This window comes from Bradyrhizobium liaoningense (assembly GCF_018130955.1).
In the GTDB taxonomy this organism is placed as follows: Bacteria; Pseudomonadota; Alphaproteobacteria; order Rhizobiales; family Xanthobacteraceae; genus Bradyrhizobium; species Bradyrhizobium liaoningense_C.
The window spans coordinates 211,809-224,894 of sequence record NZ_JAFCJM010000002.1 but is presented as its reverse complement, the minus strand read 5'-3'; the positions used below and the strand labels follow the sequence as shown (position 1 = coordinate 224,894).

At 65.8% G+C, this 13,086-nt stretch carries 7 protein-coding genes; 3 read left to right on the top strand and 4 right to left on the bottom strand.

Translation table 11 applies throughout. The features are described from left to right. The first annotated feature begins 2 nt into the window (after window positions 1-2). Window positions 3-1,445, top strand: a complete 1,443-nt coding sequence (gene ntrC, locus JQ632_RS02725; RefSeq protein ID WP_212400728.1) for a nitrogen regulation protein NR(I) — start codon at window positions 3-5, stop codon at window positions 1,443-1,445. A 330-nt stretch (window positions 1,446-1,775) separates the two neighbouring features. Here ntrC and JQ632_RS02720 read toward each other — a convergent pair whose 3' ends face one another. The 4 genes from JQ632_RS02720 to JQ632_RS02705 are packed head-to-tail and all read right to left on the bottom strand — an operon-like array spanning window position 1,776 to window position 8,830. After that, window positions 1,776-4,337: a cation-translocating P-type ATPase gene (locus tag JQ632_RS02720; RefSeq protein ID WP_212400727.1), complete on the bottom strand. Its 2,562-nt coding sequence runs from the start codon at window positions 4,335-4,337 to the stop codon at window positions 1,776-1,778. 46 nt (window positions 4,338-4,383) lie between these two features. Beyond that, window positions 4,384-4,695, bottom strand: coding sequence for a DUF3240 family protein (locus tag JQ632_RS02715; RefSeq protein WP_212400726.1), 312 nt, complete (start codon window positions 4,693-4,695; stop codon window positions 4,384-4,386). After that, complete coding sequence (locus JQ632_RS02710; RefSeq protein ID WP_212400725.1) at window positions 4,692-7,766, bottom strand: efflux RND transporter permease subunit; 3,075 nt, start codon at window positions 7,764-7,766, stop codon at window positions 4,692-4,694. The genes JQ632_RS02715 and JQ632_RS02710 overlap by 4 nt, the downstream gene beginning before the upstream one ends. Continuing rightward, the gene (locus tag JQ632_RS02705) at window positions 7,766-8,830 is read right to left on the bottom strand and encodes an efflux RND transporter periplasmic adaptor subunit (protein WP_249151254.1); all 1,065 of its coding nucleotides are present in this window, start codon (window positions 8,828-8,830) and stop codon (window positions 7,766-7,768) included. The genes JQ632_RS02710 and JQ632_RS02705 overlap by 1 nt, the downstream gene beginning before the upstream one ends. 293 nt (window positions 8,831-9,123) lie before the next feature. Here JQ632_RS02705 and JQ632_RS02700 point away from each other — a divergent pair, with 293 nt between their 5' ends. Beyond that, window positions 9,124-11,475 (top strand): PAS domain-containing sensor histidine kinase, encoded by a 2,352-nt coding sequence (locus JQ632_RS02700; RefSeq protein WP_212400723.1) that lies wholly within the window; start codon window positions 9,124-9,126, stop codon window positions 11,473-11,475. Between the two features lie 17 nt (window positions 11,476-11,492). Continuing rightward, a complete protein-coding gene (locus JQ632_RS02695) occupies window positions 11,493-12,863 on the top strand; it encodes a sigma-54 dependent transcriptional regulator (RefSeq protein ID WP_212400722.1) in 1,371 nt (456 codons plus the stop codon). Window positions 12,864-13,086 lie beyond the last annotated feature (223 nt).

The following is a 13,086-nucleotide window of genomic DNA, read 5'->3' as shown; positions in this document are numbered from 1 at the left end:
CGATGCCCGCAGGTAGCATTCTAGTCGCGGATGACGATACCGCCATTCGCACGGTTCTCAATCAGGCACTTTCCCGGGCCGGATACGAGGTGAGGCTGACTGGCAACGCCGCCACGCTGTGGCGCTGGGTCAGCCAGGGGGAGGGCGATCTCGTCATCACCGACGTGGTGATGCCGGATGAAAACGCCTTCGACCTGTTGCCCCGCATCAAGAAGATGCGGCCGAACCTTCCCGTCATCGTCATGAGCGCGCAAAACACGTTCATGACCGCGATCCGCGCCTCCGAACGCGGGGCTTACGAGTACCTGCCAAAACCCTTCGACCTGAAGGAGCTGATCGCCATCGTCGGCCGTGCGCTGGCCGAACCGAAGGAGCGGACCTCGTCGCCCGACGAGGAGGCGGAGATGGAAGCGATCCCGCTGGTCGGCCGCTCGCCGGCGATGCAGGAAATCTACCGCGTGCTGGCGCGCCTGATGCAGACCGACCTCACCGTGATGATCACGGGCGAGTCCGGCACCGGCAAGGAGCTGGTGGCGCGCGCGCTGCACGACTACGGCAAGCGCCGCAACGGCCCGTTCGTCGCGGTCAACATGGCGGCGATCCCGCGCGACCTCATCGAATCGGAGCTGTTCGGTCATGAGCGCGGCGCGTTCACCGGCGCAAATACGCGCGCGTCCGGCCGCTTCGAGCAGGCCGAGGGCGGCACGCTGTTCCTCGACGAAATCGGCGACATGCCGATGGAGGCGCAGACCCGCCTGCTGCGTGTGCTGCAGCAGGGCGAATACACCACCGTCGGCGGCCGCACCCCGATCAAGACCGACGTGCGGATCGTGGCGGCCTCCAACAAGGACCTGCGCGTCCTGATCCAGCAGGGCCTGTTCCGCGAAGATTTGTTCTTCCGCCTCAACGTCGTGCCGCTGCGCCTGCCGCCGTTGCGCGAACGCATCGAGGATTTGCCGGACCTCGTTCGCCACTTCTTCTCGCTGGCCGAGAAGGACGGCCTGCCGCCGAAGAAGCTCGACGCGCTGGCGCTGGAGCGGCTGAAGCAGCATCGCTGGCCGGGCAATGTGCGTGAGCTGGAAAACCTCGCGCGGCGCCTCGCGGCACTTTATCCGCAGGACGTGATCACGGCCTCTGTCATCGACGGCGAGCTCGCGCCACCCTCGGTGAGCCCGGGTGCGGCCGTGCAGGCCGGCGTCGACAATCTCGGCGGCGCCGTGGAAGCCTATCTCTCCACGCACTTCCAGGGTTTTCCGAACGGCATGCCGCCGCCCGGCCTGTATCACCGCATCCTCAAGGAGATCGAGATTCCCTTGCTCACGGCCGCGCTCGCCGCAACCCGCGGCAACCAGATCCGCGCCGCCGACCTGCTCGGCCTCAACCGCAACACGCTGCGGAAGAAGATCCGGGATCTCGACATCCAGGTCTATCGCAGCGGGGGCTAGTCCGCCCCGGGCGGTGGCTCAGCTCCCCCTACCAAAGCGGAGCTGAGCCTGTCCGGATCGCGCCCACCTGGATGGTCGGCGCGGTCTGCACAAGTCGGAACCGGCGTAAAATGCGCGGTCGCGCAGGCGATCGCTTATCGGACCAGCCGGCCCGATGCCGGCATGACAATGGCGACGTCCGCTGACGGCTGCTGCGGCGCGGGTCCGTGGACCAAAAGGTCCGAGGCCGCGATCAGCAGCAGAAGGGCGCAGACCATCATCGCGAGAAAAACTCTGTCCATGCCCGGTCAAGCCGGGACACCCGGATTCGTTCCCTGCAACCGCCGGGGGCTAGCGACTCAAACGCGCGCGCCAGATCGGCTTCAGCACTTCGAGGCCGATCAGCACAATGGCGGCCGCAGCAACGGTGACGAGCAGATCGTCGCCATGCAGCGGCCCGAAGCGGAATAGCGATGCCGCAGCCGGCCAGAGCATGATTGCTGCAAGCCCAGCTGCGATCACCAGCAGGATCCAGACGAGCATGGCGTTCCGCCGACGGAACGCCGAAACCAGCGAGGCGCTGAAGGAGCGGTTGACCAGCACCAGGCTGACGACCGTCAGGACGAGCGAGAAGAAACCCAGCGCGCGAGCCTCGTCCTCGGGCAGACCCCGCCAGAGCGCAGCGATGTAGATCAGCGCGATGACGCCGAAAGCAGTCGCGCCCTGGAGCACGCTCCAGGCGATCAGCGGCCACGAGAACAGCGGCGCATCAGGCTTGCGCGGCGGCCGGCTCATGACGTCACGCTCGTCGGTCTCCGCCTCGAACACCAGCGAGCAGACGGGATCGATCACCATCTCCAGGAATGCGATGTGGATCGGGCTGAAGAAGATCGGCAGGCCCAGAACCAGCGGCAACAGCGCCATGCCGGCGATCGGCACGTGCACGGCGAAAATGAATCCCATCGCCTTGCGCAGATTGTCGTAGATGCGCCGGCCGAGCCTGACCGCGGTGACAACCGAGCCGAAATCATCGTCGAGCAGCACGATCGAGGAGGCTTCGCGTGCCACGTCCGTGCCGCGGCCGCCCATGGCAACGCCGATATGAGCGGCCTTCAGGGATGGCGCGTCGTTGACGCCGTCGCCGGTCATGGCGACGATCTCGCCATTGGCTTTCAGCGCTTGCACAATGCGCAGCTTCTGCTCCGGCACGATGCGCGCGAAGATGTTCACGGTTTTGACCGCGTCCGCCAGGGCGGCATCGTCGAGTTTCCGCAGCTCGTCGCCCGTCAGCACGCCGGACATATCGAGCCCGGCAGCCTGCGCTATCGCCTGCGCCGTTGCCGGGTAGTCGCCCGTGATCATGACCACGCGGATGCCGGCCGAACGGCAATCGGCGATCGCCGCGGGCACGCTGTGGCGTAGCGGATCTGCAAGACCGACGAGGCCCAGGAAGCGGAAGGAAAATCCGGTCTGCTCGTCCGGGAGCGGACCATTCTCGTGGCTTGCACCGGCCACCCCCAGCACGCGCAGGCCGCTCGCGGCCATCGCATCGACGGTACGGCGCAAGGCGGCGATCTGCGGCTCTGAAAGCCGGCAGAGGCGGGCGATGGCTTCGGGCGCGCCCTTGCTCGCCACCACGAGCTCGGCGGCATCAGGCCTTTGCCAGACCTGCGTCATCGCCAGAACGTCGGGCCGCAAGCCGTAACCCCGTACGAGGCGCCAGCTTGAATCGGGCAGGCGGTCGCGCGCATCAGGCATCTCGCGCGCGAAGGCATGAAACGCCTTTTCCATGGGATCGAAAGGTTCTGCAGCACTCGCCAGCACGCCGTGCACGGCGATGTCCGTGAAGGCGGCGGCAATTCCGCCAGACGCCGCGTCGGCGCTGCGCAGCGCGGCTCCGTCTGGTGTTCGCAGTTCCGCGATCGTCATCCGGTTCTCGGTGAGGGTACCGGTCTTGTCGGTGCATAACACCGTCGCCGAGCCCAGCGTTTCGATCGACGCGGCACGGCGGGTCAGCACGCGCGCCTTGGAGATGCGCCAGGCACCCATCGCCATGAAGACGGTGAGCACGACCGGAAATTCTTCCGGCAGCATCGACATGCCGATGGCGATGCCGGCGAGCAGTGCATCGAGCCAGCCGCCGCGCAGCGTCCCGTAGAGCAGGACGGCGAGGACGCTGACGGCTGCTCCTCCAAGCGCGCAGAGACGGACGAGGGCGGCGGTCTGGCGCTGCAGCCGCGGCGGTTCGGCATCGAGGCTTTGCAGCGTCTGGCCGATCTTGCCGATTTCGCTGCGCGGCCCGGTCGCGATCACCTCCGCAACACCGCCGCCGCGCACCACCAGCGAGCCCGAATAGACGAAGGGCTGGTCATCGCCGCCGGCATGCCGATCGTCCGCAGTCGTTTCGTTGACGGCCCGTTTGCGCACCGGGACGGACTCGCCCGTCAGCAATGACTCGTCGATTTCGAGGTCCTGGGCATCGAGAAGCGAGGCGTCGGCAGGAACGCGGTCGCCTTCGGCCAGCACGATGAGGTCGCCGCGGACGACGTCACGCCCGGCGATGCGCCGGCGCTCACTGTTTCGGATCACCAGTGCCCGCGGGCTGGTCAGGTCGCGCAGCGCCTCCAGCACGCGCTCAGTGCGGGTCTCCTGGACCACGGTGATGACGACCGACATCGCACCGAAGGCCAGCAGGATCAGCGCTTCCTTGAGATCGCCGAGCAGGAGGTAGATGAACCCGGCGCCCAGCAGCAGCGCCAGCATCGGCTCGCGCAGGACGTCGAGCACGATACGCAGCGGCGTCCGCCGGTCGTGCCGGGGCAGCTCGTTGTAACCCTCGGCCTTGAGCCGGGCCTGGGCTTCCTGGTCGGTGAGGCCGGCGAAGACCCCGACTGAGACGGATGTGGCGGGCATGAGTGCTGCGTTGCTGTTGCGCGTATGGACGGGTCGGCAGCGATCGCTAGTCGATCGTTCCGAATTCTGTCACGGGCAGAATCCAATACACGAGCTTGGTTCCTGCAAGCGAGAGGCGGAGCCGGTCGAGCAGGGGAGCGGCATCGAGCCTGGGAAGAATGATCCGCACCACCACCTGAACGGCGTGTCCCCGGACGCGCTCGGCCGCGGTCTGCAGTCGGACGTCTGCGCCGTGTCCGTCGGCATCGGACGCCGTGAATCCCGTGACAAGGTCGGTCTGCTCGCTGAGATAGTCGAACAACTCGTCGCGGAGCTGGCGCGGCGCGATCAACGTGAGACAGACGGTGTCGCTGGTCATTTGGCCTCCTTCGCAGCCCCGCCGTAGCGGCGATACAGGATCGGCAGCAGGATCAACGTGAGCAGGGTAGAGGACAACAAGCCGCCGATCACGACGATGGCGAGCGGACGCTGGACTTCCGATCCTGGTCCGGAGGCCAACAAGAGCGGGATCAATCCCAGCGCCGTGATGCTGGCCGTCATCAGCACCGGCCGGAGCCTGCGCTTGGCGCCGTCGACGACGATGCGCGCCTCGCTTAGCCCATGGGCGCGCAATTGATTGAAATACGAAACCAGCACGACGCCGTTCAACACGGCGATGCCGAGCAGGGCGATGAAACCGACAGATGCCGGCACCGACAGATATTCGCCGGTCGCGACCAGCGCGAACACGCCGCCGATCAGGGCGAAGGGGATGTTGACCAGCACCAGCAAGGCCTGGCGGACCGAGCCGAATGTGGTGAAGAGCAGGACGAAGATCAGACCGATCGCAATCGGCACCACGACGGACAGGCGCGCAGCGGCGCGCTGCTGGTTCTCGAACTGCCCACCCCAGGTCAATCGATAGCCCTTCGGCAGCGGCAACTCGGTCGCGACCTTCTGCTGGGCTTCCTGCACGAAGCCCACCATGTCCCGGCCGCGGACGTTGGCGCGAACCACGCTCATCCGGTTGCCGTCCTCGCGGTCGATCTTCACCGGACCATCGACGCGCTGGATGCGGGCGACCTGCGACAACGCGACGTGCTGCCCGGAAGCGAGCGTGAGCGGCAGGGTTGCAAGCAGGGTCGGCGCCTCCCGCGTCGTCTCGCTGCCGCGGACCAGGATCGGGGTACGGCGGCCTTCCTCCAGCGCCGTGCCGATGGTCCGGCCTTCGATCTGGGTGCGCAGCGAGTTGGCGATGGAGTCCACCGTCAGGCCGAGACGGCCCGCTTCCATCCGGTTCACGGCGACCGTGTAGTACTGCGCACCCTCGTTGAGCGTCGTGTAGACGTCCTCCGCACCATCGATCCCCGACAGGACCGTAGACAGCTTTGCGGCAATCTCGTTGAGTCTGGCGATATCGGGGCCAAAAATCTTGACCGCGACGTCACCGCGCACGCCGCTGATCATTTCTTGCACGCGCATGTCGATCGGCTGGGTAAAACCGAGCGAGAGGCCGGGAAAATCGGCGAGCACCTCGCGAAGCTTTGCCAGCAGCGCTTCTCTGTCTTCGGTGGTCCGCTGGTCGGCTGGCTTCAACACCAGGAACGTGTCGGTCTGGTTCGGGCCCATGGGATCGAGGCCGAGTTCGTCCGAACCGGTCCGGGCGACGATACCGGCGATATCAGGCACTGTGAGCAGCGCTGCTTGCAGCCTGGCGTTGATTGCCAGGGATTCATCGAGGTTGACGGAGGGAAGCGTCTCCACGCTCACGATGACGTCGCCTTCGTCCATGGTCGGCATGAAGGTCTTGCCGAGTTGGGTATAGGCGTATCCCGCGGCGAAGAGGCCGACGAGGGCCGTTGCGACCACCTTTCGCTCGTTGTTGAGCGCCCAGTCCAGCGCAGGCGCGTAGACGCGCTGCGCTGCGCGGATCAGGACGGGGTCGTCGTGCGGGGCCGATTTCAGGACGAAGGAGGTCGCGACCGGAATGACCGTGAGCGCGAGCAGCAGGGAGGCGGCGAGTGCGAAAATGATGGCGAGTGCGACCGGGATGAAGAGCTTGCCCTCCAGTCCCTGGAGGGCGAGCAGGGGCACAAACACGATAATGATGATCAGGACGCCCGAGGCGACCGGTTGCAGCACCTCGCACACCGAGCGAAACACGATGTGAATCACCGGGGCGGTTCGACCCGGCTCCTGCTTGGCGAGATTGCCGACGATGTTTTCGACCACAACCACCAGCGCGTCGATCAGCATGCCGATGGCGATCGCAAGACCGCCGAGGCTCATCAGATTGGCCGACATGCCGACCGCGCGCATCACGATCAGCGCAATCACGATGGCAAGCGGCAGACTGAGTGCGATGACGAGCGAAGCGCGCCAATTGCCGAGGAACAGCAGCAGCAGGACGATGACGAGCACGGTGGCCTCGCCGAGCGCGCGGACCACAGTGCCGACGGCGCGGTTGACCAGCCGGCTTCGGTCATAGAACACGTTGATGGAAACACTCTTGGGCAGCGAGGGCTGGAGTTCCTCCAGGCGCGCCCGGACATCGCGGACGAGCTGGCCGGCATTGGCGCCGCGCAGGCCGAGCACGAGCCCCTCGACCGTCTCGCCGCGGCCGTCGGCGGTCACGGCACCATAGCGCGTCAGGGCGCCGATCCTGACCCGTGCCACGTCACTGACCCGGATCGGAATGCCGTCGCGGGTGTCGACCACGATGGCGCGGATATCGTCGATGCCGCGAATGCTGCCTTCGATGCGGACCAGCGCGCTGTCCTCACCCTGGTTGACGCGTCCGGCGCCGTCATTGCGGCTGTTGGCTTCGATGGCGCGGCGGAACAGATCGTAGGAGATGCCGCGCGCGGCGAGCGCGTCATTGAGCGGCACGATCTCGAAGGCCCGGACATGGCCGCCGAGCGCGTTGACATCGGCAACGCCCGGAACGGTTCGCAGCGCCGGGCGGATCACCCAGTCAAGCAACGTCCTGCGCTCGGCGAGCGACAGCTCGGGGCTGTCGATCGTGAACATGAACATCTCGCCCAGGGGACTCGTGATCGGCGCAAGCCCGCCGCTCACGCCTTCCGGAAAGTCACGCGCGATGTTGGAAAGCCGCTCCGACACCTGGTTGCGCGCCCAGTAGATGTCGGTGCCGTCCTCGAAATCGACGGTGATGTCAGCCAGCGCGTATTTGGTGGTCGAGCGCAGGATCTTCTTGTTGGGCAGGCCCAAGAGCTCGAGCTCGATTGGAACCGTGATCCGCTGCTCGACTTCCTCCGGGGTGAGGCCCGGTGCCTTCATGATGATCTTCACCTGGACCGGGGAGACGTCCGGAAACGCATCGATGGGCAAGCCCGGCAGGACCACGGCGCCCGCACCGATCAACAGCAGCACGCCGAGGGCGACGAACAGCCGCTGCGACAGCGCGAATGCGACCAGACGCTGGAGCATTACTGTCCGGCTCCGAGGCGCGAGAGGATGCCCCGAAGTGCGGAAATGCCGCTGATCGCAACCTCGTCCTTGTCGGTGATGGCACCCGACACCACGACGTGGTCCTGATCCTCGGCCAGCACGGTGACGGGGATGAGACGAAAGCCGCCGCCATCAATGGCAACGAATACGGCGGTCTGCTCGCCACGCCGGACCAGTCCGCTATAGGGGATTTCCCAGGCACTTTCTCCGGCGGAGAGGTAGCTGATGCGCACAGCAGTGGTCTGGCCCGGATGCAGCTCGCCGCTATTGGGGATTTCCGCGCGCACCAGGATGGTCTGGGTCGCGACATCGGTGGTCTCGGAAACCAGAATGACCTGGCCCGGCGTCGCATATCCCTCGATCTCGACCCTTGCGCCGGTCCGGATGGCGCGGATGTTCGACGCCGGGATCGCGATCTCGGCCCACAATGGCGACAGGCGTGCAAGCTTCACGAGCGGCGCGGACTGCTCCAACCGCTGCCCCGGGGACACAGTGACATCGACAACCGATGCGGCCTGTGGCGCGTTGACCGTCAGGGTCGCGCTGATCAGCGCTTGGGTCGTCAGCCGGGAAATCGCCTCATCCGACAACCCGCTCAGGTGGAGCATTTGCCGCCGCTCGGCGACTGCGATGCCGGCCTGGCGGGCTTCGGTCTGGCTGGTCTCGAGAACGCGTTGCGGGACAGCCTTGCCCTCGAACAGATCCTCGTTCCGCTTGAGCTGCTGGTTGGCGAGAACCTCCTGTGCGAGCGCGTGCAGATAATCCCGCTGCAGCGACACAAAGCTGGGGCTCTCAAGCGTGACGAGCGGCTGACCAGCGGTGATCCGGTCGCCGCGCGCAACCGCGAGCTTGGTGACCATGCCCGCCACGGGCGCGCTGACCACCCATAATTGCGGCGTTGGAATCACGATCTGCGCCGGATAGGGCAGCGTTTGATCGGTCCGACTCGAGACTGGATGCGTCACCCGAACCCCAAGCTTCTGGGCCTGGGCCGGGGTCAGCTTGACCTCTTCTTGTGCCGTTGAAGGCTGGGCGACCGCCATGAGGAGCAGCAAGAGAGCCGGTAGTGCCCAACCGCATCTCAAGGCCGGGAGTGCCGTCTGACGGGATAAGAGCATGGGCACGTACTTCTATGGGGCTTGGATGGTCCCCCCTAGCTATTCCCCGGGCCCAAGAACGCGTTGACGTGGGTCAACTGGAACCGCTCGCTGTGGATGCGCCCCCGCGCCGCGGGGAGGACGCCGCGGAATTGTCGCAATTCGGCAACAATGTGATATGAATGCATCACTGCCCGCCGGCTGGCGGGCCTCGTTTTTCAGCATCACCCATTGCCGGAATGACCAGCGCAGAGACATCGGCCGCATCTTTCGCTACGTCCCCTGCCGACGAGCCGCAGCGCGGGTCGCTGCGCCGTTGGCTGGCGCCGTTTGCGGTGGGCCTGGCGCTGCTGTCGGCCTTCCTGACCTTCGTGGTCCTGACCGGCCTGACCCGGATCGAGCCGACCCGGGAGGTGGTCTCCTCGTTCCTGCTGATCAACGCCGGCACCATCCTGCTGCTGGTCGGAATCATCGTCCGCGAGGTCTGGCAGATGATCCAGGCCCGGCGGAGGGGCCGGGCGGCCGCACGGCTGCACGTGCAAATCGTCGGCCTGTTCTCGATCATCGCGGTGCTGCCGGCCGTGCTGGTGGCCGTGGTCGCCAATGTCACGATCGAGCGCGGTCTCGACCGGCTGTTCTCGGGGCCGACCAAGGAGGTCATCGAGAACTCCCTGATCATCGCGCGCGCCTACACCTACGAACACGCACAGCTGATCCGCGGCGACATTCTCGGGATGGCCAACGACATCGCTCGCGCCAGGCCGCTGTTCGATCAGGACCGCAGCAGCTTCCGCGAATTGCTCACCGGCAGCGCGCAGTCCCGCAACCTGCCGGGCGCGCTAATTATCGACAAGGACCGCAACATCCTGGAGACGGCGCAGACCGGCATCCAGCAGAGCTTCCAGACCCCGCCGCCGGAGTTCCTGAGCAACGTCACCGAGAGCGAGCCGCAGATTGCGGTGTTCCCAGAAGCCAACTACGTCGCCGCCGTGATCCGGCTGCGGGCCTTCAACGACACCTTCCTCTACGTTGCGCGTCTCCTGGATCCGCGCGTGGTGTCTCAGCTCAAGCAGACCGAGCTCAGCGTCGCCGAATACGCGCAGATTGAATCGCGCAGGCTCGGCATCCAGGTCGCCTTCGCGCTGATGTTTGCGGTCATCGCGCTGACGATCCTGATGGCCTCGGTGCTGATCGGGCTGAACTTCGCCAACTGGCTGGTGGCGCCGATCCGGCGGCTGATGAACGCGGCCAATACGGTGTCGACCGGCGACCTCCATGTCCAGGTGCCCGTGCACAAGTCCGAAGGCGACCTCGCGCAACTCGGCGAGACCTTCAACAAGATGACGCAGGAACTGCGTGGCCAGCGCGACGAACTCGTCAACGCGAGCGAGCTGATCGACAGCCGCCGCCGCTTCATCGAGGCGGTGCTCTCATCGGCCTCCGCCGGCATCATCGGCGTCGATTCCTCCGGCAGCGTCGGCATCCTCAACCGCTCCGCCGAGAAGCTGATCGGGCACGCGGAGTCCGAGACGCTCGGCCATCCCTTGTCGGATGTGCTGCCCGAGCTGGACGACATGATGAAGACCGCGCGGGAAGGGACCCAGCGCCTGGTGCAGGGCGAGATCACGATCACGCGCGACGGCGAGGAGCGCAATCTGTCGGTGCGCGTCAGCGCGGAAAAGACCAGCCAGCCGCGCGACAGCTACATCATCACGCTCGACGACATCACCCAGCTCGTCTCGGCGCAGCGCACCTCGGCCTGGGGCGACGTGGCACGGCGCATCGCCCACGAGATCAAGAACCCGCTGACGCCGATCCAGCTTTCGGCCGAGCGCATCCGCCGCAGATTCGGAAAGACCATCACCGAAGAGAAGGACAAGTCGATCTTCGACCAGTGCACCGACACGATCGTGCGCCAGGTCGACGACATCAGACGGATGGTCGACGAGTTCGCACGCTTCGCGCGGATGCCGAAACCTGTCATGGAGGGTGAGGACGTCACCGATACCGTACGCCAGGCTGTGTTCCTCATGAAGGTGGCGCACCCCGAGCTCGATATCGAGACCGAGTTCAGGGAGGACCCGCTGCGGGCGCAGTTCGACCGCCGGCTGATCTCCCAGGCCGTCACCAACATCGTCAAGAACGCCACCGAAGCGATCGAGCAAGTTCCGCCGGAAGAGCTTGGCAAGGGCCGCATCGACGTCGTGGTCTCGCGCGAGGGCGAGGACGTCCTGATCGACGTCATCGACAACGGTATCGGCCTGCCCAAGACGGCGCGCTCGCGTCTGCTCGAGCCCTACGTCACGACGCGCGCGAAGGGCACCGGGCTCGGCCTTGCGATCGTCGGCCGCGTGCTCGAGGACCATGGCGGGCGGATCGAACTGAAGGACGCCTCCGATTTCCGGGAAGGCCAGCGCGGCGCCTGGATGCGGATGCGGTTCGCGATCTCCGGCCATGCGTCGAAGATCGAGGTCAAGGACCAGAATTCCGACACCAAGGATCGGGAAACAAAGCCGCCGGCTGCGGAAACCAAGGAGCCGGCAGAAAAGACTAATGATGCGACAGAAATCGAAGCCTCAACAGGCAACTGACAAGGCGGGCACGACCCATGGCAAGTGAAATTCTGATTGTCGATGATGAGGCCGATATTCGGGATCTCGTTGCGGGCATTCTCGAAGACGAGGGATTTGTCACCAGGACCGCGCGCGACAGCGACTCGGCGCTCGCCGAGATCGCCAACCGCCGGCCGCATCTGGTGTTCCTCGACATCTGGCTGCAGGGATCGAAACTCGACGGCCTGCAACTGCTGGAGCAGGTGAAGAAGGATAATGCCGACCTCCCGGTCGTCATGATCTCCGGCCACGGCAACATCGAGACCGCGGTCGCCGCGATCAAGCGCGGCGCCTATGACTTCATCGAAAAGCCGTTCAAGGCCGACCGCCTGATCCTGGTGGCGACGCGGGCGCTGGAGAACTCGCGCCTCAAGCGCGAGGTGAAGGAATTGAAGCAACTCGCGCCGACCGCGAGCAGCCTGATGGGCCGCTCGCCCAGCATGAACCAGCTCCGCCAGACCATCGAGCGCGCCGCCAAGGCCAACAGCCGCATCCTGATCGTCGGGCCCGCGGGCGCCGGCAAGGAATTGACCGCGCGCACGCTGCATGCGGCATCGGGCCGCGCCGACGGGCCGTTCGTGGTGATCAACGCCGCGGCGATCACGCCGGAGCGCATGGAGCACGAGCTGTTCGGCGTCGAGCAGTCCAATGGCGAGCAGCCGCGCAAGCCGGGCGCGCTCGAAGAGGCCCATGGCGGCACGCTGTTCATCGACGAAATCGCCGACATGCCGCGCGAGACCCAGAACAAGATTTTGCGCGTGCTGGTCGAGCAGTCGTTCCAGCGCGTCGGCGGCACCGCCAAGGTGCAGGTCGACGTGCGCATCATCTCGTCCACCGCGCGCAATCTCGAAGAGGAGATCGCGGCCGGTCATTTCCGCGAGGACCTCTACCATCGCCTGTCGGTGGTGCCGATCCGCGTGCCCGCCCTGTCGGAGCGTCGCGAGGACATTCCGGAATTGATCGACTATTTCATGGAGCAGATTTCAGCCGGCAGCGGCCTGCCCAAGCGCCAGATCGGCCAGGACGCGATGGCGGTGCTGCAATCGCATGTCTGGCCGGGCAACGTACGCCAGCTCCGCAACAACGTTGAGAGAGTCATGATTCTCGCGGCCGGCGGCCCCGAGGTGATCATCACCGCCGACATGCTGCCGCAGGACGTCGGCTCGATGGTGCCGGCGATGCCGACCAGCAACAATGGCGAGCACATCATGGGCCTGCCGCTGCGGGAGGCGCGTGAGGTGTTCGAGCGTGACTACCTCATTGCCCAGATCAGTCGCTTCTCAGGCAATATTTCGCGCACTGCGGAGTTCGTCGGCATGGAGCGGAGCGCGCTGCACCGGAAGTTGAAGGCGCTGGGCGTCGGTTGAGGCCGCGGCATCGCGGCCACAGATTCACAATATCAGAGGAAAATCGTCGAATTCCGTAGTTTTTCGGAGGATCTGGGGGAGGGCTGCCGCCTCAAGCGGCTTGCCTAATATCTCCTCCTGTCCTCTAATCGTGCAGCCGACCCTCCGGAGGGGGATCTCATGAGGGAAGGCAGCCGGGAAGGCCCACACAAGAGGGGCACAACCGGTCCAAACACGAGTCCAA